The 23,397-nt window shown below is 70.5% G+C and carries 20 protein-coding genes; 9 read left to right on the plus strand and 11 right to left on the minus strand.

What is annotated here, in order from left to right; translation table 11 throughout:
• Positions 1–94: 94 nt before the first annotated feature.
• The 4 genes from VF289_RS07335 to VF289_RS07350 all read right to left on the minus strand — a co-directional run bounded on the left by VF289_RS07335 (position 95) and on the right by VF289_RS07350 (position 4,505).
• Positions 95–1,774: a cytochrome bc complex cytochrome b subunit gene (locus tag VF289_RS07335; RefSeq protein WP_330882605.1), complete on the minus strand. Its 1,680-nt coding sequence runs from the start codon at positions 1,772–1,774 to the stop codon at positions 95–97.
• 4 nt (positions 1,775–1,778) lie between these two features.
• Positions 1,779–2,870: a ubiquinol-cytochrome c reductase iron-sulfur subunit gene (locus VF289_RS07340; protein WP_330882607.1), complete on the minus strand. Its 1,092-nt coding sequence runs from the start codon at positions 2,868–2,870 to the stop codon at positions 1,779–1,781.
• Positions 2,871–2,878: 8 nt separating this feature from the next.
• Positions 2,879–3,679, minus strand: coding sequence for a cytochrome c (locus tag VF289_RS07345; RefSeq protein ID WP_330882609.1), 801 nt, complete (start codon positions 3,677–3,679; stop codon positions 2,879–2,881).
• A 91-nt stretch (positions 3,680–3,770) separates the two neighbouring features.
• Positions 3,771–4,505, minus strand: coding sequence for a heme-copper oxidase subunit III (locus VF289_RS07350; RefSeq protein WP_330882611.1), 735 nt, complete (start codon positions 4,503–4,505; stop codon positions 3,771–3,773).
• A gap of 236 nt (positions 4,506–4,741) precedes the next feature.
• Here VF289_RS07350 and trpD point away from each other — a divergent pair, with 236 nt between their 5' ends.
• Positions 4,742–5,824 (plus strand): anthranilate phosphoribosyltransferase, encoded by a 1,083-nt coding sequence (trpD, locus tag VF289_RS07355; protein WP_330882613.1) that lies wholly within the window; start codon positions 4,742–4,744, stop codon positions 5,822–5,824.
• A 39-nt stretch (positions 5,825–5,863) separates the two neighbouring features.
• Here the strand turns inward: trpD and VF289_RS07360 are convergent, their stop codons facing one another.
• The 3 genes from VF289_RS07360 to VF289_RS07370 all read right to left on the minus strand — a co-directional run bounded on the left by VF289_RS07360 (position 5,864) and on the right by VF289_RS07370 (position 9,930).
• Positions 5,864–6,145, minus strand: a complete 282-nt coding sequence (locus tag VF289_RS07360; RefSeq protein ID WP_330882615.1) for an Lrp/AsnC ligand binding domain-containing protein — start codon at positions 6,143–6,145, stop codon at positions 5,864–5,866.
• An 86-nt stretch (positions 6,146–6,231) separates the two neighbouring features.
• Entirely contained in the window at positions 6,232–7,905 is a 1,674-nt protein-coding gene (locus tag VF289_RS07365; RefSeq protein WP_330882617.1) for a DEDD exonuclease domain-containing protein, read from the minus strand.
• A 216-nt stretch (positions 7,906–8,121) separates the two neighbouring features.
• On the minus strand, positions 8,122–9,930 hold the full coding sequence (locus tag VF289_RS07370; RefSeq protein ID WP_330882619.1) for an AMP-dependent synthetase/ligase: 1,809 nt from the start codon (positions 9,928–9,930) through the stop codon (positions 8,122–8,124).
• Between the two features lie 180 nt (positions 9,931–10,110).
• Between VF289_RS07370 and VF289_RS07375 the strand changes: the two genes are divergently transcribed.
• Positions 10,111–11,046, plus strand: a complete 936-nt coding sequence (locus tag VF289_RS07375) for an ROK family glucokinase (protein ID WP_330882621.1) — start codon at positions 10,111–10,113, stop codon at positions 11,044–11,046.
• Positions 11,047–11,150: 104 nt separating this feature from the next.
• Here the strand turns inward: VF289_RS07375 and VF289_RS07380 are convergent, their stop codons facing one another.
• Positions 11,151–11,735 (minus strand): hypothetical protein, encoded by a 585-nt coding sequence (locus VF289_RS07380; protein WP_330882623.1) that lies wholly within the window; start codon positions 11,733–11,735, stop codon positions 11,151–11,153.
• Positions 11,732–12,508: an alpha/beta hydrolase gene (locus tag VF289_RS07385; protein WP_330882625.1), complete on the minus strand. Its 777-nt coding sequence runs from the start codon at positions 12,506–12,508 to the stop codon at positions 11,732–11,734. The genes VF289_RS07380 and VF289_RS07385 overlap by 4 nt, the downstream gene beginning before the upstream one ends.
• Positions 12,509–12,604: 96 nt before the next feature.
• Between VF289_RS07385 and VF289_RS07390 the strand changes: the two genes are divergently transcribed.
• The gene (locus VF289_RS07390) at positions 12,605–13,339 is read left to right on the plus strand and encodes a lysophospholipid acyltransferase family protein (protein ID WP_330882627.1); all 735 of its coding nucleotides are present in this window, start codon (positions 12,605–12,607) and stop codon (positions 13,337–13,339) included.
• 57 nt (positions 13,340–13,396) lie between these two features.
• Positions 13,397–14,791 carry a class II 3-deoxy-7-phosphoheptulonate synthase gene (locus VF289_RS07395; RefSeq protein ID WP_330882629.1) on the plus strand — a complete coding sequence of 465 codons (1,395 nt, stop codon included), beginning with the start codon at positions 13,397–13,399 and terminating at the stop codon, positions 14,789–14,791.
• A 75-nt stretch (positions 14,792–14,866) separates the two neighbouring features.
• Here VF289_RS07395 and VF289_RS07400 read toward each other — a convergent pair whose 3' ends face one another.
• The gene (locus VF289_RS07400) at positions 14,867–17,017 is read right to left on the minus strand and encodes a PASTA domain-containing protein (RefSeq protein ID WP_330882631.1); all 2,151 of its coding nucleotides are present in this window, start codon (positions 17,015–17,017) and stop codon (positions 14,867–14,869) included.
• Between the two features lie 149 nt (positions 17,018–17,166).
• Here VF289_RS07400 and VF289_RS07405 point away from each other — a divergent pair, with 149 nt between their 5' ends.
• Entirely contained in the window at positions 17,167–17,520 is a 354-nt protein-coding gene (locus VF289_RS07405) for an Rv2175c family DNA-binding protein (RefSeq protein WP_330882633.1), read from the plus strand.
• 57 nt (positions 17,521–17,577) lie between these two features.
• Here VF289_RS07405 and VF289_RS07410 read toward each other — a convergent pair whose 3' ends face one another.
• Complete coding sequence (locus tag VF289_RS07410; RefSeq protein ID WP_330882635.1) at positions 17,578–18,711, minus strand: polyprenyl synthetase family protein; 1,134 nt, start codon at positions 18,709–18,711, stop codon at positions 17,578–17,580.
• 168 nt (positions 18,712–18,879) lie between these two features.
• On the opposite strand from VF289_RS07410, the gene VF289_RS07415 reads away from it, so the two are divergent.
• The 4 genes from VF289_RS07415 (at position 18,880) to VF289_RS07430 (ending at position 23,395) form a co-directional block, all read left to right on the plus strand.
• Complete coding sequence (locus VF289_RS07415; protein WP_330882637.1) at positions 18,880–20,064, plus strand: hypothetical protein; 1,185 nt, start codon at positions 18,880–18,882, stop codon at positions 20,062–20,064.
• A gap of 51 nt (positions 20,065–20,115) precedes the next feature.
• Entirely contained in the window at positions 20,116–21,339 is a 1,224-nt protein-coding gene (metX, locus tag VF289_RS07420; protein ID WP_330882639.1) for a homoserine O-acetyltransferase MetX, read from the plus strand.
• A gap of 98 nt (positions 21,340–21,437) precedes the next feature.
• The gene (locus tag VF289_RS07425) at positions 21,438–21,863 is read left to right on the plus strand and encodes a universal stress protein (RefSeq protein WP_330882641.1); all 426 of its coding nucleotides are present in this window, start codon (positions 21,438–21,440) and stop codon (positions 21,861–21,863) included.
• Between the two features lie 68 nt (positions 21,864–21,931).
• Entirely contained in the window at positions 21,932–23,395 is a 1,464-nt protein-coding gene (locus VF289_RS07430; protein ID WP_330882643.1) for an RNA polymerase sigma factor, read from the plus strand.
• The last annotated feature ends 2 nt before the right edge of the window (positions 23,396–23,397 follow it).

Genomic DNA, 23,397 nt, shown 5'->3' on the forward strand with positions numbered 1-23,397 from the left:
CCGACGCACGACGAGAGCGGGGCCTCGAGGGAAGATGCCCGCGAGGCCCCGCTCTCGTCGTGCGTCGGCGCTCTTCAGCGCCGCAGTGCTCGCCTCAGTGGACGGCCTTCTCCGCCGGGGTGCGGTAGTCGCCGCCGGTGGCCTCGTCGATGACGTGCTTCTCGTGGCCGGCGTGCTCGAGCGCGGCCCGCAGCTCCGCCGGGGTGACCGGCTCGATGCGGTCCTTGAAGAAGAAGCTCGTGGCCTTCGCCCGCAGCGCCGAGACGCCCTTGCCCGCCTTGAGGGGCCGGTAGTCGTCGTGCTGCACCAGCACCCAGCGATCGTGGTCGCTGAGCGGCGCGTGGATCTCGAGCATCTCACCGCTCTGCGTCCGCACCACGCGCGAGGTCTCCGCGCCGTGGAGCGCCTTCTGCCGCTTCTGGCGCTGTATCGACAGGCACAGCCGCTTGGTGATGTAGAAGGCGAGGACCGGTGCCACGAAGATGCCGATGCGGAACGCCCACGTCAGGTCATTGATCGACAGGTCGAGCGCGATCGCGATGAGGTCGTTCGTCGCTGCCAGCGCCAGGATCAGGTAGACCATGATCCACGCGACGCCGAGCCCGGTGCGGACCGGTGCGTTGTACGGCAGATCATTCAGGTGATGCTCGCGGTCATCGCCGGTCACCCACGCCTCGAGGAAGGGGTACAGCGCGAGCACGGCGAGCAGTCCGCCATAGACCGCGAAGGGGATCAGCATGTTCCACGACAGCACGTAACCGAAGACCGTCGACTCCCAGCCCGGCATCAGGCGGAGGCCGCCGTCCGTCCAGAGCATGTACCAGTCAGGCTGCGATCCGGCGGAGACGGGGGAGGGGTCGTAGGGACCGTAGACCCACACCGCGTTGATCGAGGTGGTCGCCGAGATCAGCGTGATGATGCCGAAGACCAGGAAGAAGAACCCGCCGGCCTTCGCCGCGTACACCGGGAACACCGGGAAGCCGACCACGTTGCGCTCGGAGCGGCCCGGACCGGGGTACTGGGTGTGCTTGTGCAGCACCAGCAGCACCAGGTGGATGCCGATCAGGGCCAGGATCATCGCCGGCACCAGCAGGATGTGGATCGTGAACAGGCGCGGGATGATGTCGGTGCCCGGGAACTCGCCGCCGAACAGCAGCATCGACAGATAGGTGCCGACGATCGGGAGAGCCTTCATCAGGCCGTCGATCACACGCAGACCGTTGCCGGAGAGCACGTCGTCCGGGAGGGAGTAGCCGGAGAAGCCGGCCACCATGCCCAGCACCATCAGGGTGAAGCCGACGAGCCAGTTGAGCTCGCGAGGCTTGCGGAACGCGCCGGTGAAGAACACTCGGAACATGTGCACGAAGATCGCGACCATGAACACGAGCGCCGACCAGTGGTGCATTTGACGGAACAGCAGGCCGCCGCGGAGCTCGAAGGAGATCTCGAGGGTCGACTCGAAGGCGCGGGACATCGTGATGCCCTGCATCGCCTCGTAGGGGCCGCTGTAGACGACCTCCTCCATGGAGGGGTCGAAGAACATGGTGAGGAAGGTGCCCGAGATCAGCAGGATCACGAAGCTGTAGAGCGCGACCTCGCCGAACATGAACGACCAGTGGTCGGGGAAGATCTTGCGGGCGAAGAACTTGACGAAGCCGCCGCCCGTGAGCCGCTGGTCGAGCCAGTCGGCTCCGACGCCGCCGAGCTTGTAGGCCCGGGTGTCGCTGAGCGGGGTGGAAGCCTGCTTCCGGGGGCTGGGAGTCGTGGTCGTCACGTGATCACTTGTCCTCGGGTGCGTCGGAGAGGGGCTTCTCCTTGTGGATGTTCCAGAAGCTGGGGCCGATCGGCTCCTCGAAGTCGCCGGGGGCCACCAGGTAGCCCTCGTCATCGACCTCGATCTTCAGCTGCGGCAGAGGGCGGTGCGCCGGACCGAAGATCACCTTGGCGCCGTCGGTGACGTCGAAGGTGGACTGGTGGCAGGGGCACAGCATGTGGTGGGTCTGCTGCTCGTAGAGCGCCACCGGGCAGCCGACGTGCGTGCAGATCTTCGAGAACGCGAGCACTCCGTCGACGCCCATCGCAGCGCTGGCCTCGTCCTTGTAGAGCGCCGGGTCGAACCGCACGATCACGGCGGCGGCCTTGGCACGCTCCTCGAGGTGGTGCGGCGTCTCGTGGGTCAGGCCCTCGGGCATGACGTGGAAGATCGAGTTCATCGCGACATCGGAGAGCTTGATCGGCGTGCCGTCATGGTCGCGAGCGAGGCGCTGGCCCTTGTGGTGGCCCCAGAAGGTGTGGTGGAGCTTGTTGCCGGGCAGGGGGCCGAGCGTCGACAGCGGCGCGAGCACCGCGATCGGCAGCGCCGCGAGCGAGGCAACCATCGCGGTGACGATCAGGGGGCGGCGGGCGATCCCCGACTCCTCGAGGCCGTCGTTGATGATGCCGACGGCGGCCTCACGCGTCTCGTCCGAGCTGCGGATGTCGTGACGCTCCTCGACCATCTCCTCATCGGGCATGAGGGTCTTGGCCCAGTGGACCGCAGCCGCACCGATGAAGAACACCGCGATCGCGAGGCCCAGGCCGGTGATGAGGTTCGACCACCACAGAGCGCTCGGCGAGCCCTCCTCGGCGAAGACGTTCATCCCGGTGGGTGTGACCACGAAGTACGCCGCGACGAAGAGCACGGAGCCGATCACGCTCAGGACGAACATCCCGGCGACGACGCGCTCGGCGCGCTTCTCCGCGGACTTCGAGAGGTCCGCCTGCCGGTGGACGTGAGGAGGCAGGCCCGGGTTCGGGAAGCCGCCGCCCTCCTTCGGGGCGATCGCGCTGACACCACGGGCGGGGGAGCTGCCGTCGAGGTTGTTGTTCATGCTCGCATTCACTTGGCCTTCGCCCCCAGCCACACGGCGGTGCCGAGGAGCAGGGACAGGATGATCGTCCACGCGTACAGCCCTTCGGTCACCGGACCGAGGGAGCCCAGGGAGACGCCGCCGGGGGAGCCGGTCTCTTCGAGGGTCTCGAGGTAGGTGATCACGTCACGCTTGTCCGAGGGGGACAGGTTGGTGTCGTTGAAGACAGGCATGTTCTGGGGCCCGGTCTCCATCGCCTCGAAGACGTGCTTGCCCTCGAGCCCGGTCACGGGCGGGGCGTACTTGCCGCGGGTGAGGGCACCGCCGGCGCCGGCGGCGTTGTGGCACATGGCGCAGTTGATGCGGAAGATCTCGCCGCCCTTGGTGGCGTTCCCCTTGCTGGTGTCCAGCCACTCCTCGTCCGGGACGGCGGGGCCGGGGCCGAGCGAGGCGACGTACGCGGCCAGCTGGCGGGTCTGCTCCTCGTTCATCTGCGGGGGCTTGCGGGCCGCCTGCGCGCCGGAGTGCTGCATCGGCATGCGTCCGGTGCCCACCTGGAAGTCGACGGCGGCGGCGCCGACGCCGATGAGCGAGGGGCCGAGGGTGGAGCCGTCAGCGTCCATGAGGCCCTCGGCATTGCGGCCGTGGCAGGTCGCGCAGTTGGCGAGGAAGAGCGCCTCGCCCTCTGCGACGTCACTCTCCGTGTAGGCCTCGGCCTGTGCCGTCTGCGGCTGCAGGGCCGCGTACAGCCCGCCGGTCGCGACGAGCGCGAGGAGCAGGATCACGAGTAGCGCCATCGGGTGATGGCGACGTGCGGCGAGAGCCTTCACGGTTCGGACCTCGATTCGTGGAGGGGACGGGCTGAGGAGGGGGGACGTGCTGGGGAAGTGCCGGACGCTGCGGGTCCGGCACCGCTGCCGATCAGAAGATGCTCCAGTTGAAGTCCACCGGGATCGCGTGTCCGGAGCCGCCGAGCGACATGATCGGATCGAGCATGTAGACGATGAAGAACAGCACGATCCACACCACGTCGACGAAGTGCCAGTAGTACGAGATGCAGATGGCGGAGACCTGCTCGTGCGCGGTGAAGTTCTCCGCCGCGTAGGCGCGCAGCAGCACCATCAGGAAGGCGATGAGGCCGCCGACCACGTGGATGCCGTGGAAACCGGTGGAGAGGTAGAAGACCGAGCTGAACGGCGAGGACGACATCGTCACACCGTGATGGACGAGCTCGGTGTACTCGTACGCCTGGCCGGAGACGAAGACCGCACCGAGGATGAAGGTGAGCGTGTACCACTCGATCATTCCCCAGCCGGCGATGTTGAAGATCGAGCCCTCGCGGCGCTTGCGGGGCGGGAAGGGCGATCCCCACGGGAACCTGCCCTCGGCCATGAACACGCCGATCTGGCAGGTCACCGAGCTGAAGACCAGGATCGAGGTGTTCACCAGCGCGAAGCCGTGGGTGAAGTTCGATTGGCCATCCGCGAAGGTGTCAGGGGCCATGGAGCGCAACGTGAAGTACATGGCGAACAGGCCGCCGAAGAACATCAGCTCGCTGGCCAGCCAGACGAGGGTGCCGATCTGCGTCGGGTTCGGGCGGCCGACCGCTGGGGCGGCAGCGGGAGAGGGGCGCTCAGTCAGGGTCGCAGTAGTCACGTCACCATTATGTCGTGTCGTCAGATTCGGTGTGCTGGTACACGACGACCGAACACATCGCGGGGCCTGCGCCCCGGGCGGACCCAGCCAGCATATCCCTCCTGACGACGTGTCACGAACCGGGACACGCTTCCAGTCAGTGCTGGTCGTCGGCCGGGTGCAGGGCCGTGACCGTTCCGTGATCCGCACCGTGAGCAGGTCGACTGCGGGCCGGGTCGGGATGCGATGATCGGGGCATGAGCGAGAACACTCCGACCTGGTCCCGGATCACCGCCCGCCTCGTGCGCGGCGAGGAGCTGGAAGCGGCCGAGGCCGCCTGGGCGATGGACGAGGTCATGGCCGGAGCGTCGAGCCCCGTGCAGCTGGCCGGCTTCCTGGTCGCGCTCCAGGCCAAGGGGGTCACCAGCACGGAGCTGGAGGCGCTCGCGGACTCGATGATCGCTCACGCCCACGAGGTGCGGGCCCCGCGACGGGCGATCGACATCGTCGGCACCGGCGGCGACCTCGCCCAGACGGTGAACATCTCCACGATGGCCTCGGTGGTGATCGCTTCGACCGGGCGTCCGGTGGTCAAGCACGGCAACCGTGCCTCGACGTCGAAGTCCGGCTCGGCGGACGTGCTCGAGGCGCTCGGGGTGCGACTGGACCTTCCGGTGCCGGTGGTGGAGCGCCTGGTGTCGGAGGTCGGGATGACGTTCCTCTTCGCGCAGGTCTTCCATCCGTCGATGAAGTTCGCGGCCGAGGCGCGCCGCGGCCTGGGCATCCCCACCGTGATGAACATCCTGGGGCCGATCACCAATCCGGCTCGGCCGCAGGCCAGTGCCGTCGGGGTCGCGGATCCTGTGATCGCACCGACCGTCGCCGGCGTCTTCGCCTCGCGCGGCACCAGCGCACTCGTCTTCCGCGGCCAGGACGGTCTCGACGAGCTCACGGTCACGGCCCCCTCGGACGTGTGGGAGGTGCGCGGCGGCGACGTGCGCGAGCATGCGCTGGATCCGGCGGAGCTGCTCGACATCCCGCGCAGCGGCCATGATGCGCTCCGGGGAGGGACCGCCGAGGAGAACGCACGCGTCGCCCGTGACCTCTACGCCGGTGAGCTCGAGGGGCGCATGGGTCCGATCCGTGATGCCGTGCTGCTCAATGCCGCCGCCGGGGTCCTCGCGTTCGACGGGATCGGGCAGGAGGCGTCCGACGGTTTCGAGGACCGCTTCACGGCGGCGTTCATCGAGGTGGAATCAGCCCTCGTCTCGGGCCGTCCCGCGGCTCTCCTGGAGCGTTGGGCCGCCGTCTCGCAGGCGGAGTTCGTCGGTCGCGACTGAGCAGCACGGGGTTGCCGCTCCGCCCCGGACCGGCGGTGCTCAGCCGTCGATGCCGAGGTCGAAGGCGGCGTCGAGATCGCGCTTCGAGTAGGTCTTGAAGGCGATGTTCGTGGTGGTGTCGAGCACACCATCGACCCGGCTGAGCGCTCCTGCGATGACACCGGCGAGCTCCTCGTGCGCCCGCACCCGTGCCACGGCGATCAGATCGACATCACCGGTGACCGAGTACACCTGCTCGATCCCCTCGATGTCCACGATCTGCTGGGCGACCTCGGGGATCCGGCTGGGCTCGACGACGATCGAGACGATGGCGGTGATCATGGAATCTCCTTCGACGGGCTGCCGCGCGCGATGGGCGCGACGGATGTGGTGAGCTCAGCGTGTGGCGCCGATGCTCCGCCCCGAGCCTATGCCTCCTCGCCGGGGGCGGTCCGGGTGAAGCGCCGTGCGAGATGCTCGGGATCGAAACGAGCCCGCGCCGGCACCTGCCAGCTCCCGTCCACGAGCACGGTGCGTACGCCCTCGCCCTCCAGCCAGCTCAGCAGGATCTCGGCCTCCTGGTGATACCCCTGGCAGAGCGGGGCGGCGAGCTCCGACTCCCCGACCCCGGTCATGGCCAGCGACCGCGCGAAGGGCAGCGGATCCTTGCCCGCTGCGACCAGGGTGGTGCCGGAGAATCGGCCGTGACGCACGGCGAGGAGCTCCCATCCCTGACCTCCGATCACCGCCTCCGTGCTGGCGCGGGCGGCGACCAGGAGCGGGACCTCGGCCAGGACGCGCAGCCGCGAGGCGCGCCGAGCCGCCGTGAGGAAGAGGAGTGCGCGGCGGCGCAGGGTCTCCGCCTCTTCGTAGCGGCCGGCCTCCACATGGGAACGGAGCCTCGTCGCGACGTGGTCGAGCACCTCGGAGGGGTCCTGCGTCATCGCCCGGCGGATCCTCGCGCGGGGGGAGGCGTCGCTGTCGCCGGCTTCGCCGAGCGTGCGCGCGGAGTCCCCCTCGAGCGATGCCGCGCGTCCCAGGATCGCGTCCATGAGCAGTCCGCGCAGCGGCTCGAGGTCATGGCGGGAGGCGAGGGGGCCGATCTGCGCGGAGCCATCGGCCTCGGACTTCGCCAGCCGGGCGGCGCGCAGCCCCTGAGAGCCGGGTCCCAGCCGCAGCCAATGGGCCTTCTCCGGGTGGAGGCCGTGACGGTTCGAGGGCGGCTTCTCCCGGGCGATGATCCGCAGTTCCCGGATGCCCGCCTCGGTGGGGGTGGCGCAGTCGATCACCCGGATCGACTCGGCCCGCGGGAGCATGTCCAGCACCTTGCGGCGGGTCTCCGCGGGGGTGAAGTAGGTGCGCACCCGGGTGCGCACGTTGCGGGATGTCCCCACGTACAGCACCGACCCCGCGGCATCGAGGAACTGGTACACCCCCGGCACCGCAGGGAGGTCGGCGGCCAGGTGCTTCTTGCGCAGCTGGGTCGGGGTCGCGCGGCGGTGCGCAGTGACGAGGTCCTCGAGCGTGGAGGCGCCGGCGGGACCCAGGCGCTCGATGATCGCGTGCAGCACATCGACGGTCGCGCGCGCGTCGGAGAGCGCTCGGTGGTCCGGGGTGATGCTCGCGCCCACGTGCCGGGCGAGGGTGGACAGCTTGTGGTCGCGCACCTCGTCACGGCGGTAGACGCTCCGGGCCAGGGCGAGGGTGTCCAGCACCGGGGGCTTCGGCCAGGAGATCTCGCAGGCCGCAGCCTGAGCGCTCAGGAAGCCGATGTCGAAACGGGCGTTGTGCGCCACCAGCGCCGCGTCCCCGGTGAAGTCCAGGAACATCGGCAGCACGGTGCGGATTGACGGGGCTCCCGCGACAGCCGCATCGGTGATGCCGGTGAGGGAGGCGATATAGGCGGGGATCGGGCGCTCCGGGTCCACGAAGGTGCGGAACTCGCCGAGGACCTCCCCGCCGCGGACCTTCACGGCGCCGATCTCGGTGATGGCATCGGCCGCGGGATCTGTGCCGGTGGTCTCCAGGTCCACGACGACGAGCGTCGCCTCTGCCAGCGGGGTCCCGAGATCGTCGAAGCTCAGCTGGCGGCGTGCGGACATGGTCGAAGCGTACGACGGAGCCCGGACGTCCGACGCGGCCCGAACCGTCGGGCCCGCCCTGCTCTGCGCATCAGGGCCGGCCGACGGGCATGCCACGCCCCTCGTGCCAGGGCTGACCGCCGTGCCGGGGCTGACCGTCGTACCGGGCCCACCGGCGACGTGGGCCCGGCCATCGCGCCGGCGCGGGCCCGCAGACCACGGGCCCGCGCCGAGCGATCAGCTCGTCGGCTTCTTGGCGGAGTAGATCTTCTCGATCACGGGGGCCAGGTCCTTGACCACGACGTTGCGCTTGAGCTTCAGCGAGGGGGTGAGGTAGCCGTTCTCCTCGGTGAAGTCCGAATCGATGACTTCGAACGCGCGGATCGACTCCGCCCGGGAGACCGACTCGTTCGCGCGATCCACGACCGTCTGCAGCTCCGCCCGGACACGGTCGTGCGTCGCGGCCTCCGTGACGCTCAGCTCCGGCAGTCCGTTGTTCTTCAGCCAGGTGCCGAGCATCTCCGGATCCAGGGTGAGGATGGCGGCGACGAAGGGCTTCTGGTCGCCGATCACCACGCACTGGCTGACCAGAGGGTGGGAGCGGAGCTGGTCCTCGAGCTGCGCCGGGGAGATGTTCTTGCCCCCGGCGGTGACGATGACCTCCTTGCTGCGTCCCGTGATCGTGAGATTGCCGTGCTCGTCCAGGGCGCCCAGGTCGCCGGTGCGGAACCAGCCGTCCCGCAGGGACTCGGCGGTCGCCTCGGGGTTGTTGTGATAGCCGGCGAAGACCATCACGCCCTTGACCAGGATCTCGCCCGTCTCGTCGATCGCGACGGTGGATCCCGGCAGCGGCGGGCCGACGGTGCCGGGGCGCACGTCCCAGGGCAGGTTCACGCTGATCGGGGCGGTGGTCTCCGTGAGCCCGTAGCCCTCGAGGATGGTCACGCCGATGCCGCGGAAGAAGTGGGAGAGGCGCGCTCCCAGCGGTGCCCCGCCGGAGACGGCCCACCGGACCTGGCCGCCCATCGCCTGGCGCAGCTTGCCGTAGACCAGCTTGTCGAAGACGGCGTGCTTGGCCTTGAGCGTGAAGGGCACCTTGCCCTCGGAGAGCGCCTTCGAGTAGGCGATCGCGGCCTCCGCGGCGGCGGCGAAGATCCTGCCCTTGCCACCGGTGATGGCCTTGGCCTCGGCACCGTTGTAGACCTTCTCGAAGACTCGCGGCACGGCCAGCAGGAAGGTCGGCTTGAACGCGGCCAGATCCGGCAGCAGGTTCTTCGTGTCCGGTGTGAAGGCGGTGGTGACCGGCCACGCGGCGGCGAGCACCGTGATCAGCCGTGCGAAGACGTGCGCCATCGGCAGGAACATCAGCAGGCGGGAGCCCGGCGGCAGCACCTGCTCTCCCAGCAGGTTCACCGCACTGCGCGTCGTGTCCACGAAGTTCGCATGGGTGAGCGTGGCGCCCTTGGGACGGCCGGTGGTGCCGGAGGTGTAGATGATGGTGGCGACATCCGTCATGGACCGGGAGGTGCGGCGCGCCTCGAGATCCTCGTCGCTCACCTCGGCGCCGCGTGCCTTCAGCTCCTCGAAGATGCCGTCATCCAGGACCCCGATATGGGCGAGCTCCGGGAGATCGCCGCGCACGGACTCGACGTCCTCCCGATGACGGGTGGTCTCGACCAGCACGTACTTCGCGGCGGCGTCGGAGGCGATCCACTGGATCTGACTGGGGGAGGAGGTCTCGTAGATCGGGACGCTGGTGCCGCCGGCCCACCAGACGGCCCAGTCCGCGAGCGCCCACTCGTACCGGGTGCGGGAGAGGATCGCGACCACGTCACCCGAGCCGAGCCCGCTCGCGATGAGCCCCTTGGCGACCGCCTTGACCTCGTCGATGAAGTCCGCGGTGCTGACGGGGGAGTAGGAGCCGTCCTCCTGGACGAGTTCGTAGATGGGAACGGACGGGTTCGTGCGGAGGCGGTCGAGCAGGAGATCCGTCGTGTTCTCATCGGGGCGGCTCTCGTGCTGCGGCGGCGAGGTGAACTGCTTCATCGAATCTCCTTTGATCCGGCCAGGTGCGCGCGTCGGGTTCTGACACCTGCCCGGAAGCGCTGGTGGGGTCAGCGCGATTCTACGTCAGGTGAGCTCTACCATGTACCACGACAGGCAGGTGGGCGACGGTTCTGAGATCTCGGCGCCCGGATGCGGACGACAGGAACGGACAGGGGCGGCATGCTCTCCATCGGAGTGGACATCGGCGGGACCAAGATCGCGGCCGGAGTGGTCGACGAGAACGGCGAGATCACCGCCGCCACCACACGCACCACGCCCGCGACCGATGCCGCGCTGATCGAGGCCGCGGTGGCGGATGCGGTGGCGGAGCTCCGCGCGGACCACGACGTGGTGGGGGTCGGGGTGGGAGCGGCCGGCTTCGTGGGTGCGGACCGTCGCACCGTGAACTTCGCCGCCAACCTCGCGTGGCGACAGCACCCGCTCGCGGAGGAGATCGAGCGGCTCACCGGCCTGCCCGTCGTGGTCGAGAACGACGCGAACGCGGCCGGGTGGGCCGAGTACCGCTTCGGCGCCGCCGCCGGCGCGGCCCACATGCTCATGGTGACCGTCGGCACCGGACTCGGCGGCGCGATCGTGCTGGACGGCCAGCTGGTGCGCGGCAGCGCCGGGTTCGCCGGGGAGATCGCGCACATGACCGCGGTGCCGGACGGCCAGTGGTGCGGCTGCGGACGCCGCGGCTGCCTCGAGCAGTACACGGCAGGCACCGCCCTGGTGCGCACCGCCAAGCGCCGCGCGGCGACCGGCGACCCGCTGCTGGGCCCGCTGCTCCAGGCCGCGGGTGGGGATCGGACGTCGATCGACGGCCCGCTGATCACACGCCTCGCCCAGCAGGGGGACCCCGGCTCGCAGGAGCTGATCGCGGAGATCGGCAGCTGGCTGGGCATGGGCATGGCCTCGATCGCCACCCTGCTGGATCCTGAGGTGATCGTCGTCGGCGGAGGGGTCGCCGCCGCAGGGGATCTTCTGCTGGATCCTGCGCGAGAGGCCTACGCCAAGAACCTCACGGCGCGGTCGCACCGGCCGGTGGCTCCGTTCGTCGTGGCCGGCATGGGCAACCGGGCCGGGATCGTCGGCGCCGCGGATCTGGCCCGCTGAGCCCGCGCGCCGGACGCGCTCGCTGAGCGACCCTCGCCCAGGCCCCGGCCCGTCGGCTCCCGCGTCGTCCCACGGTGCCGTTACCGGGCCCGTGAACGCCCTCGTCAGACTTCGGCGCCGTCGTCCCCTTCGTGGCGGCGTTCGCGCGGCGCGCGGAGCAGCAGGGCGATCATGCCCCCCAGCGCCGCGAGGCCGCCGAGCCACCCGAGCACGCCGGGCAGCGACGGGGTCACCGTCACCACCAGCATCAGCACGAATCCGCCGAGGAGCGCCGTCCAGGACCACATCGATGCATCCGACGGGGTGGGCAGGTCAGGGTCCGGCTGCTCGAAATCGCCGTAGAGCACATCGTCGTCATCGAGCTCCCGGGGCCCGGCGGCACCGCGAAGACCGGCGGTGGGGTCCGGACCTCCGGCGGCGGGATGCGCGGCGCGGGACCTGGCCACGGACTCCGGGCCGGGCGGTTCCGAGGGAGAGTCCGCGCTGAAGCTCCACAGCGAGTCGTCCCCGTCGTCCTCGGAGTCGTGCCCGAGCTCCGAGCGGTGCTCCTGCATCGAGGGGTGCTCCGGCGCCGCGGGTTCTCGAGGCGCGTCCCCGGGGCGCAGCACCATCCCCTCGCCCTCGAGCATCCGAGCGAACTCGGCATCCACGTCCCGGGGGTCCGGGGACGGCCCGCGGTCCGTGTTCATCCGCGCCCCCCGACCCTCACCGGGACATGCTCGTCGAGGAACCGTGCGGAGGTCTCGAAGAGCAGGGTCGCGTCGTGGTCCAGGGTCGCCAGATGATGGCTGCGGGGGAGGGGGAGACGCTCCACCGGGCCGCGCACTCCGGCCGCGATGATGTCGCTGTCGGTGGGCGGGACGGTGTGGTCCACGCTCGAGGTGGCCAGCAGCAGCGGCAGCTCCACGGCGCCGAGCCCCTGACGCGTGCGCCGGAACAGGCGTCGCAGCTGGGCCACGGCCCGGACGGGCAGGCGCTCGTAGGCCTCCTCCTGGGCACCGGCCCGGGCGATGTCGGAACCGATGCCCGGCAGGGTGGGCACGAGCGGAGCGATCAGGCCGGCGGCCGTCGCCATCGCCGGCAGGGTCATGCCGGGGTTCACGGCGACCACGGCGGCCAGGCGCCCGTGCAGCTCGGGGTCCTCGGCGAGCGCGAGGGCGAGGGCGCCGCCCATGGACAGCCCGCCGACGGCGATCGGACCGTGCTCCTCGGAGAGCTCGAGCGCAGCGTCGCGCACGCACCCGTACCAGTCCTGCCATGTGCTCGCCGCGAGCTCGCGCTCGGTGAGGGCATGGCCGGGCAGCAGCGGCAGCTCGACGGCCCAGCCGCGAGCGGCGTGGTCCTCGGCCCAGGGCCGCATCGACTGCGGGGAGCCGGTGAATCCGTGGCACAGGAGCAGCCCACCGCGCGGGTTAGAGTGATCCCGCGCGCGCCACGGGCGGGACAGTTCGCTGAACGCCATGGGTCCATCGTCGCATCCGGACCCGCCAGGTTCATCCCGACCCCGCCAGGTTCCTCCCGACCGCACCAGATCGCGCCACGACCCAGGAGTGCTGCTGTGCTGTACGAGATCGCCAAGCCCTTCGTCATGGCTGTGGTGAGGGTGCTGTGGAATCCCACGATCAGCGGGACGGAGCACATCCCGGACCGCGGCCCGGTGATCCTGGCGTCCAACCATCAGGCGTACTCGGACACCGTCTTCCTCCCCGGGCAGGTGCGCCGCAGCGTTCATTTCCTGGGGAAGTCGGACATCTTCGACGGCCGCTCGCCGGTGCACCGCCTCGTGGCGGCGATCATGCGCGGGATCCGGGTGATGCCGGTGGACCGCAGCGGCGGCAGCGCCTCCCAGACGGCGATCCAGGCGGGACTGGCCGTGCTCGCCGGAGGGAACGTCCTGGGCATCTATCCGGAGGGAACCCGCAGCCCGGACGGCCGGCTGCACCGGGGCAAGACCGGCGTGGCCCGCTTCGCTCTCGCGAGCGGTGCTCCGGTCGTGCCGGTCGCGATGCTCGGCGCCTTCGAGGCGCAGCGCGGACGGAAGTACTTCCCGCGCCGTCGACCGCGCATCCGGGCGGTCGTCGGCCCTCCGGTCGATGTGCAGGCCGTGCTCGACGCGCAGGGAGGTGTCACGGAGGCCGAGCTCCTGCGAGCGGTCACCGATGCGGTGATGGACAGCATCCAGGCCCTGTCCGGTCAGGAGAGGGTCGACGAGTACGCGATCACCGTGAAGCGACGGCTGCGTGCCGCAGAGGGCGCATCCCGAGATCCGGAGGAACCCGGCACGACGGTGTGACGGACCGCCCGCTGGGACCGGCCCACCTCGGCGCAGGGGACTGGCTACCCTGAGCGGGTGACTCAATTCAGCTCCGACGCCCCTGCCCGCGCCCACGCCTTCACGCTGTCCTCGGCCGATGACGGTCTGGCGGCTCTCGGCACCTGGCGCGAGTATCCGCGGGTGCAGCAGCCGGTGTGGCCCGACGAGACGGCGCGGAAGAAGACCTTCGACGATCTGCGCGCCGCCCCGCCGCTGGTGTTCGCCGGCGAGGTCGACGTGCTGCGCGAACGCGTGGCGGCCGCAGCCCGGGGCGAGGCGTTCCTCCTGGCCGGTGGTGACTGCGCGGAGACCTTCGCGGACTCCACCGCGGACAGGATCCGCAACAAGATCCGCACGATCCTGCAGATGGCGGCCGTGCTCACCTACGGCGCCTCGCTGCCCGTGGTGAAGATGGGGCGGATGGCCGGGCAGTTCGCCAAGCCGCGCTCCGCCGACGAGGAGACCCGGGACGGGGTGACTCTGCCCACCTACCGCGGTGATGCGGTCAACGAGTTCGACTTCACCCCGGAGTCGCGGATCCCTGATCCGGCCCGTCTGTGGAAGACCTACACCACCAGCGCGTCCACGCTGAACCTGCTGCGCGCCTTCACCGGCGGCGGGTTCGCGGACCTGCGCGAGGTGCACTCCTGGAACCGGGGCTTCACCTCCGGCGCCGGCTACGACCGCTACGAGGAGCTCGCCGGTCAGATCGACAAGGCCGTGCGTTTCATGGACGCCATCGGTGCAGACTTCGACGCGCTGAAGGTGGTCGAGTTCTACGCCTCCCACGAGGCGCTGCTGCTGGACTACGAAGAGGCCCTCTCGCGGATCGACTCGCGCACCGGGGAGATCTATGACTGCTCCGGCCACTTCCTGTGGATCGGGGAGCGCACCCGTCAGCTCGACGGCGCCCATGTCGACTTCATGGCCCGCGTGCGCAACCCCATCGGCGTCAAGCTCGGTCCCACCGCGACCGTCGATGAGGCCCTGCGCCTGATCGACCGGCTGGACCCGGAGCGGGAACCGGGGCGACTCACGTTCATCACCCGCATGGGCGCCGAGAAGATCCGAGATCGGCTCCCGGCACTGGTCGCCGGTGTACGGGATTCCGGGGCGCAGGTGGCCTGGGTGACCGATCCGATGCACGGCAACACGATCACCTCCTCGAACGGGTACAAGACCCGCCGCTTCGAGGACATCCTCGACGAGGTCGTGGGCTTCTTCGAGGTCCACCAGGGGCTGGGCACGATCCCCGCCGGTCTGCACATGGAGCTCACCGGTGATGATGTCACCGAGGTGCTCGGCGGTGCCGGCTCGATCGACGAGGAGGGCCTGACCCGCCGGTACGAGACCCTCGTGGACCCGCGGCTGAACCATCAGCAGTCCCTCGAGCTGGCCTTCCTGGTCGCGGAGATGCTCTCCCGCCGCTGATCCGGCGGCTCCATGCAGTGCGCCGGGGCCTCCCACTGCGGGAGACCCCGGCGCACTGCTGTGCACCCGGCCCGCTCAGAACACCTTGAGCGTGATCGTCGAGCCCTTCTCGAGCTCGCCGCCGGCGGTCGCCGACTGCTCGTACACCAGGCCGAAGACCGGATCTCCCTTGTCGTGGACCACGTCCACCGCGAACCCGGCGCCCTCGAGCGTCGCCTTCGCCTCCGCCTCCGGCTTCCGGAAGACGTCCGGGACGGTCACCATCTCCGGGCCGAGCGAGGTCACCACGTGCACGGTGTCACCGCGGAAAAGTGTGCCCGAGGCGGGGCTCTGCGAGATCACGGCGCCGCGGGGAACGCTGCCGGAGTGCGCCTGTGCGCTGGTGACCTCGAAGCCCGCCGCCTCCAGCGCGCTGCGGGCGTCGGCGCCGCCGCGCCCGGTCTGGTCGGGGACCGAGAGTGGTTGGCGACCCTGGGAGACCACGACGTGCACCTCGCCGCCGGCGGGCAGCGCCTCGGCCTCCGAGCTCTGGGAGATGACCTCTCCCTCCGGCACCGTCTCGGAGTACTCGGATTCGTCCTCCACGAGCTCCAGGCCGAGCGCCTCGACCTCGGCGCGGGCCTCCTCGAGCTCGGAGCCCTCGAGCGGTGGGACCGGGAAGGTCTGCTCGCCCTTGGACACCATCACCTCGACCGGGGCGCCCTTCTTCACGGTGGCGCCGGTGGAGGGCGAGACGGAGATGACGTGCCCGGCCGGAACCGTGTCGTCGAACTGCTCCTGGGTGGTCACCGCCAGATCGGAGGCCGTCAGCGCCGACTCCGCGTCCGCGAGCGGGGTCCCGACGACCAGGGGGACCGAGCGGTCCGCCCCCGGGCCCGTGTTCAGGTACCAGTCGCCACCTGTCCATGCCCCGGCGACGAGCGCCGCCGCCAGGCTCAGCGCTGCGAGCATCGCGATCGGGCGCGAGCGGCGATGGGTGCCCTGCGGGAGATGGCGACCGCGCGGGGTGCGCGGAGCTCGCATCACCACCGTGCGTCGGTCGTTCTCCCCGGTCGAGGCCGACTCGTCCGTCTCGGTCCCCGTCTCCGCCTCGGTGCCGGACCGTCCGTCGAGCTCCGCGGGGGTGCCGGGAGCGCCGTCGCCGGGTGCGGCTCCCTCCTCCCCCGTCTCCCGCTGCTCGCCGGATGCCGGGGGGACAGATGCTCCGTCCTGCGTCTCGTCGCGGACGCTGTCACCGCCGGCCAGGAGCGCCGAGGGGAAGGCGCGGGGGCCGTGATCGAGCTCGGAGGCGACCTCTTCGAGCGAGGTGGTCATCCGGGGCACGTCCGAGGTGTCGGCGTCCTCGCGCGCCTGCGGCCGGGAGGCGAGCACGGCGGGGGACAGGGTCGCGATGAGCTCCTGGACCGCTCTCAGCAGATCCGCAGCGGTGGCCGGGCGCTGCTCCACCGGTCGTGCGGCAGCCCAGGTGACCAGGGAGTCGAGCTCGCGCGGGATGCCCGAGACCAGCGCGGAGGGCGCGGGGATGTCCTCGTGGACGTGCTGGAAGGCGATGTGCACCGGCTGCTCGCCGAGGAAGGGCTGGCGCCCGGTGAGCATCTCGAACAGCACGATCCCGAGGGAGTACAGGTCGCTGCGCTCATCGGCGTGACCGCGGGTGACGACCTCGGGGCTGATGTAGGCGACCGTGCCCAGCAGGGCGGCGCTCGCGGAGGAGTTGTTCGAGCCGGTCGCGCGGGCCAGACCGAAATCGGCGACCTTCACGACCTCCTCGTGATCGATGAGGATGTTCTCGGGCTTGATATCACGGTGGACGATGCCGGCCTCGTGCGCGGCGACCAGCGCCTGCAGCACCTGCGCCGTGATCCCGAGGCTCTCGCCGAGGGTGAGCCGCTCCTGCGCGACGACGCGGGCCCGCAGCGTCTCGCCCTCGACCAGCTCCATCGCGAGGTAGATGCGGTCCCCGTCCTCGCCCTGGTCGAAGACGCCCACGACATTGCGATGGGCCAGGCGAGCGGCGGAGCGCGCCTCTCGACCGAACCGACGGCGGAAGTCCTCGTCCATCGCCAGATGGGGATGCATGATCTTCAGGGCGACCACGCGGTCCAGCCGCTGGTCGTGGCCTCGGTGCACGGTGGCCATTCCGCCGCGCGCGATCGGCTCCTCGACCCGGTAGCGGTCGTCGAGGAGCTGGCTGATGCCGGGGGAAGTCGACGTCGCCGTGCTCACGAGGTCAATCTAGGTCGCCGGAGGACGAGGATCAGGCACCGACACACGGCGCACGGTGTCCGGAATGTGTGGTGCGGCATGTATGGCGTGATCGTGGTTGCGACGCCTCGGGGATGCGCGCGGACGCGCCGACGTGGCACTCTGGTGCCGTGAACGACCTCGATGCACTCATCCCCGACTGGCTCACCCTCCCGGACGTCGCGCTGCAGCTGGACGTGGAGGTCTCGCGCGTGCGGCGTCTGATCGACGAGGGGCAGCTGATCTCGGTGCGCCGCGGGGATCCCGTCGTGCGCATGGTGCCGGCGCTTCTGGTCCGTGAGGACGGTCCTATCCCGCACCTGGCCGGCACCATCACCATCCTGCGGGACGGCGGTTTCGAGGACGAGGAACTGCTGGCCTGGCTGTTCACCGTGGACGAGAGCCTGCCGGGGCGACCGGTGGACCAGCTCCGTCAGGGCCAGCGCGGCGAGGTGCGCCGACGCGCCCTCGCGCTCGCCCTCTGAGCCGGGGGCGTTCCGGCCCGGCGCCGCGCTCAGACGGTCCTCTCACGGCAAGGGTCCTCAGACGGTCAGGGACTCGACGTCCGTGGCCAGTGCGGCGAGGGCGGCGAGTCCGGAGCGCCCGGCGTCCCCCAGCATCGTCGCCTCGTCGAGCAGCGTTCGACCACGGGCCGCCCGCTCCCTGACCTCCTGCGCCACCGAGGCCACCGCCCCCGTGGAGTGCATCAGCTCGTGGACGGCGGCGATCTCCTCCTCGGAGGCGTCCGCGCGCCCGACGACACTGTTCAGCAGGGCTCGACCGCCGACGTCGGTCGCGGACTCGGTGCGTGCCAGCAGCACGGTGCGCTTGCCTTCGACGATGTCCCCTCCGATCGGCTTGCCGGTCTGGTCCGGGACCCCGATCACGCTGAGCAGGTCGTCCCGGAGCTGGAAGGCCGTGCCGACCTCGATCGCCCAGGTCGAGAGCTTCTCCAGAGCGGGTTCGGGGGCTCCCTGCAGGGCGGCGCCGATACGCACCGGTCGCAGCACCGTGTAGGGCACCGTCTTCCAGCGGATCACCGAGAGTGCGGCCTGCTCCGCATCAGGGGCCGAGGCGTAGCCGCCCGCCTGATGCAGGATGTCGAGGTACTGCCCGGACATCACCTCTGTGCGCAGGGCATCGAACTCCCGGTGGGCGGCGGCCACCTCCGCCGGACCGCCCTGGACGCCTGCGGCCGTCTGCTCGGCCCAGCTCAGCGCGAGATCCCCGAGGACGATCGCGACCGCCACCCCGTAATCCTCCGCGGAGCCGGCGAGAGAGCGGTCGCGGTGCTGGGCCTGGGACTGCACGTGGAGTGCGGGGCGTCCGCGACGGACGGGGGAGTGGTCGATGACGTCGTCATGCATCAGAGCCGCCGCCTGCACCAGCTCGATCCCGGTCCCGTACCGGGCGAGGGCGTCGATCTCGATGTCGGAGGGTTCCCGGCCGAGGGCCGCGACACCGCCCCAGAAGCAGAAGCGGGGGCGCAGCAGCTTTCCGCCCTCGAGATACCCCTGGAGGGCATCGACCAGCTCTGCGGCTTCCGGCGAGATCTGAGCGAGCTGCTCGCGACGCGAGGAGAGCTCGGCGCGCGTGGTCTCGCCGATTCGCGCGACCAGCAGCTCGTCGAGATCCTGCAGGTGAGCGTCCTCGGGGCGGGGATCGGCGGAGGTCATCGGGGGAGCGTCCTTTCTCGCGGGCACCCGATCCTCCCACGCTCGGCCATGAGACTTCCTGCACGCAGAGTGCCGACGGCTCCGGGACGGTTCCTCCACACCGCCTCTCCGTCCCCATCCGCGCCGTGGCCGCCCCGCGCACCCTCGTCCTCGGCCAGGGTCTCCCGCATGACGATGAACACCACCCCTGCCGACCCCGACCGACATCTCCTCGCGCTGGAGGACCCCGCCGAGACGCTCGCCGCCGCTCGACTGCACCTCGGCGAGTCCTGCTCCGACAGCCTGATCCTGGTGAGCCGCAGCGAGGGGGCGAGCTCCGCGATGATCACCCGCTCCCGGCTGCGCGACCTGCTGGGGAACGAGGGAGGTGAGCTCATGCGACGTCACCTGACGATGCGACGAGAGCGCGGCTGTCGCGCGAGCCATGCACTGATCGTCCTGGGCGACGGCTATCAGCAGATGCTGGGGTCCGTCGTCGAGGACGTGCTGCTGCGCGCGGGGAGACTCGTGCTCGCAGCCGCCCGATCGGCGGATGCCGAGGACGACTCCGGTGAGGGCGGGGGCCTCCCCGCGACGTTGCACGTGCGAGGTGCGGCGGCGTCGACCAGCTGGAGGGTCGATCTGGATCCTGCCCCTGCCGGCTCCGGTCGGGTGCGGCTGACGGACTGCGGAGGCCTGCGCGAATTCTCCGACACTCACGTCGTCGCCTCCGCCGTCCTCGGCGGTCTGCCCGTGCCCCGCGCCGGACTGCATGCGGCCCGGCTGGCGGAGATCGGTGCGTCCCTGGAGCTGCCACCGGTGGACCTCAGCTCCGACGCCGACCCCGAACAGCTCTTCTCGAGGGGACAGGAGGCGCTGGCGACACTGCTCGCGGGCTCTGGGCCGCTCTCCTCGCCGGAGATGATGACGAAGTGTGAACAGATCGCGGCGCTGCTCTCCGCCATCGCCGTGGACCGGCTGCACTGGGAGCTGCTCGCGCGCTGCGTGGAGCATGGCAGCGGCCGCGTGATCGATCGGGAGACTCTTCTGCAGACGCTGGTCTCCGATCGGGAGTGGATTCCACACGACGACGTCTGTGCAGGTGGGCAGTGGTATCTGGTGCTCGAGCAGCTCCGCTGGGTCGCGGTGGCGGCGATGGAGGGAGGCGACCCGACCACGCGGGCCAGAGCGCGCTCGGCATGGCGGGGTCTCACCTCGCTGCTGGTGCTCCTGGCATGGTGGAACCATCGCTTCGCGACCGCCGGGCATCTCGTGGACGAGCTGCGCGCGCGGGAGCCCGAGTCGACTCTGGCACCCTTGCTCTCACGGATGACCGACACCCCGATCTTCCCCGCCTGGTGGCCCGGCGCCTGACCTGAGGCGCTGGCCGCGACAGGCCGGGAGGCGCCCGAAGGAGCAGCACCGATGACCGTTCTCGGAGAGCACCGCAGCGTCGGCGCGGCCCCCTCCGTCCAGGAGGGACCTGCGGGAAGCCCCCGGTCCACCGCGTCCCCCGCATCGCACGCCGACGTGCGCACAGGCGCCCTCGGCGGTGCGTGGCATCCCGCCCGGGGCGCGGGAGAGCGGCGCTTCGCGCGGATCGGGGCGCTGGGCCTGGAGAGCGGCACCGTGCTCGAGGACGTCACCATGGCCTACGAGAGCTGGGGGACCCTCGACCCCGACGGGGGCAACGCCGTGCTCGTCCTCCATGCGCTGACCGGGGATTCCCACGTTCGCGGACGGGCGGACGACTCCCATCCGAGCCCGGGATGGTGGGAAGAGATCGTCGGACCGGGCCGACCGATCGACACCGACCGTTTCCACGTCATCGCCCCCAACGTCCTGGGCGGCTGTCAAGGATCCACCGGTCCCAGCTCACCGGGCCCGGAGGGCGCCCCCTACGGCTCCCGCTTCCCGACGATCACCACTCGGGATCAGGTCGTGGCGGAGAGGAGCCTGCGCGAGCAGCTGGGCATCGAGCGCTGGGCGCTGGTGATCGGCGGCTCGATGGGCGGGATGCGCGCCATCGAATGGGCCGTCTCCTTCCCGGACGAGGTGGCCCGACTCGGGGTGATCGCCTCCTCCGCCCGTGCGACGGCCGATCAGATCGCGTGGAACTCCACCCAGATCGCCTCCATCAGGCTCGACCCCGAGTTCCGGGATGGGGACTATTACGACCAGGGAGCAGGCCCCAGGAGGGGCCTCGGTCTCGCGCGCCGCATCGCGCACACCACCTACCGCACCGGTGCAGAGCTCGAGGAGCGGTTCGGCAACACCGCGCAGGGCGGTGAGGACCCCTTCGACGGCCGGGGGCGGCACCAGGTGACCAGCTACCTGGACCACCACGGGGTCAAGCTCGCCCGTCGGTTCGATGCGAACTCCTACATCGCGCTCGCCGAGACGATGAGCACGCACGACGTCGGTCGGGACAGGGGAGGGGTGGCCGCCGCGCTCCAGCGCGTGAGCGCACGGACCCTCGTCGTCGCGATCGACTCCGATCGGCTGTTCCCGCCGGACCTCGTCCAGGAGGTGGCCACCCATATCCCCCGAGCCGAGTGGCACCTGGCCTCCTCCCCGATCGGGCACGACGCCTTCCTGCTCGCCCACCCGGGGCTGGAGAAGTGGATCGCCGCGCTCCTGGACGACTAAGCTGACCGGGGCGCCTGTCGCTCCGGACGACGCCGTCGGCCCTGGAGCCGTCGAACAGGCCCGTCGCACGCACCCGTCGCACGCAGAGGAGACGTCGCATGACCATCGTCGTGGGGTACTCCCCGTCAGGGCAGGGTCGGGCCGCACTGCGCGCGGCCGTGCGCTACGCCGCGCGCACCGCTGAGGGACTGGCCATCGCCTCCCACCAGTACCACGATCCCGAGCGAGGGATGACCGCAGCCTCCGAGTCGGAGGTCCGTGCGGAGGTCGCGCTGTCCGACCTCGACTGCGGGGACATCACGGTGCACAGCAGCCCGGAGCGGGACATCGGTGAGTTCCTCCTCTCGGTGGTCGATGAAGTCCACGCGAGCCTGGTCGTGATCGGGCTGCGCCGGAAGCCGCCGATCGGCAAGCTCAACCTCGGGGCATCGGCTCGCCGGGTCGTGCTCGGCGCGCCGTGCCCGGTGCTCGCGGTCAAGGACGACTCGGCGAGCGGTGCGACCATCCCGCCCCGGAGCTCCTGAGAGGGCGGACTGGACCGGCGCCCTGAACGAGCGGGAATAAACCCCCTTGAGGGACGGTTATACTCGACATGCTTGACGGCACCGTGCGTTCGTGCGCCGTGAAACCGGGACAGACCGGTTCACGCCACGGGACGGCGACCGCGAGCCGCGCCGAGAAGACCGATCGCCCGAGTGTGGCGGACCGCCCGCACCGGGCCGCCGCCGGAAGAAGGAACTCTGTGACCTCCTCCAGTACTGCTGAGACCTCCACCACGCCGAAGCGCTCGAAGCGCGCCGCGGCCACGAAGGCAGCGGAGAGCACCGAGGCCGAGGCCGTCGAGACCGACGGCGCGGACTCCTCGGAGCCCACCGCCAAGACCGCCGCCAAGAAGACCGCCGCGGCGAAGGCCCCTGCCAAGAAGACCGCCCCCCGCAAGACCGCAGCGAAGAAGGCCGCCGTCGCTCCCAAGGGCGCCGAGGCCGAGTCGGAGCCCGAGGAGGACGGCGAGGACGCCGAGACGTCCAAGCCGACCTCCGCCACGGACGCGAAGGTCGAGGCCTCCGGCGGATTCGTCTACAACGCCGCCGTCGACGACGCCCCTGCCCAGCAGGTCGTCACCGCGGGCGCCACGGCCGACCCGGTCAAGGACTACCTCAAGCAGATCGGCAAGGTCGCGCTGCTGAACGCCGCCCAGGAGGTCGAGCTCGCCGAGCGCATCGAGGCAGGCCTCTATGCCGAGCAGAACCTCAAGGGGGACGAGACCCTCAAGGACAAGAACGGCCGCCTCACCAAGCACGGTCGTGAGCTGACGATGATCGTGGAGGACGGCCGCGCCGCCAAGGACCATCTGCTCGAAGCGAACCTCCGTCTCGTGGTGTCCCTGGCCAAGCGGTACACCGGGCGCGGCATGCTGTTCCTGGACCTCATCCAGGAGGGCAACCTGGGCCTGATCCGCGCCGTCGAGAAGTTCGACTACGCCAAGGGCTACAAGTTCTCCACCTACGCCACCTGGTGGATCCGTCAGGCCATCACCCGCGCCATGGCGGACCAGGCCCGCACGATCCGCATCCCCGTGCACATGGTCGAGGTCATCAACAAGCTCGCCCGTGTCCAGCGTCAGATGCTCCAGGACCTGGGCCGCGAGCCCACCCCGGAGGAGCTCGCGAAGGAGCTGGACATGACGCCCGAGAAGGTCGTCGAGGTCCAGAAGTACGGCCGTGAGCCGATCTCCCTGCACACCCCGCTCGGCGAGGACGGCGACAGCGAGTTCGGCGACCTGATCGAGGACTCCGAGGCCGTGGTCCCGGCCGATGCGGTGAGCTTCACCCTGCTGCAGGAGCAGCTGCACTCGGTGCTGGACACCCTCTCCGAGCGCGAGGCCGGCGTGGTCTCCATGCGCTTCGGCCTCGAGGACGGCCAGCCCAAGACCCTCGACGAGATCGGCAAGGTCTACGGCGTGACCCGTGAGCGGATCCGCCAGATCGAGTCCAAGACCATGTCGAAGCTGCGCCACCCCTCGCGCTCCCAGGTGCTGCGGGACTACCTCGACTGAGC

It is taken from the genome of Brachybacterium sp., from assembly GCF_036379615.1.
In the GTDB taxonomy this organism is placed as follows: domain Bacteria; phylum Actinomycetota; class Actinomycetes; order Actinomycetales; family Dermabacteraceae; genus Brachybacterium.

Bases quoted from the DNA above. Each gene is read 5' to 3' on its own strand.
- VF289_RS07380 (WP_330882623.1), bottom strand. From the start codon at position 11,735: ATGAACACGGACCGCGGGCCGTCCCCGGACCCCCGGGACGTGGATGCC.
- metX (WP_330882639.1), top strand. From the start codon at position 20,116: ATGACCGTTCTCGGAGAGCACCGCAGCGTCGGCGCGGCCCCCTCCGTC.
- VF289_RS07365 (WP_330882617.1), bottom strand. From the start codon at position 7,905: ATGTCCGCACGCCGCCAGCTGAGCTTCGACGATCTCGGGACCCCGCTG.
- VF289_RS07370 (WP_330882619.1), bottom strand. From the start codon at position 9,930: ATGAAGCAGTTCACCTCGCCGCCGCAGCACGAGAGCCGCCCCGATGAG.
- VF289_RS07425 (WP_330882641.1), top strand. From the start codon at position 21,438: ATGACCATCGTCGTGGGGTACTCCCCGTCAGGGCAGGGTCGGGCCGCA.
- trpD (WP_330882613.1), top strand. From the start codon at position 4,742: ATGAGCGAGAACACTCCGACCTGGTCCCGGATCACCGCCCGCCTCGTG.
- VF289_RS07385 (WP_330882625.1), bottom strand. From the start codon at position 12,508: ATGGCGTTCAGCGAACTGTCCCGCCCGTGGCGCGCGCGGGATCACTCT.
- VF289_RS07415 (WP_330882637.1), top strand. From the start codon at position 18,880: ATGACGATGAACACCACCCCTGCCGACCCCGACCGACATCTCCTCGCG.
- VF289_RS07340 (WP_330882607.1), bottom strand. From the start codon at position 2,870: ATGAACAACAACCTCGACGGCAGCTCCCCCGCCCGTGGTGTCAGCGCG.
- VF289_RS07360 (WP_330882615.1), bottom strand. From the start codon at position 6,145: ATGATCACCGCCATCGTCTCGATCGTCGTCGAGCCCAGCCGGATCCCC.
- VF289_RS07410 (WP_330882635.1), bottom strand. From the start codon at position 18,711: ATGACCTCCGCCGATCCCCGCCCCGAGGACGCTCACCTGCAGGATCTC.
- VF289_RS07430 (WP_330882643.1), top strand. From the start codon at position 21,932: ATGCTTGACGGCACCGTGCGTTCGTGCGCCGTGAAACCGGGACAGACC.
- VF289_RS07375 (WP_330882621.1), top strand. From the start codon at position 10,111: ATGCTCTCCATCGGAGTGGACATCGGCGGGACCAAGATCGCGGCCGGA.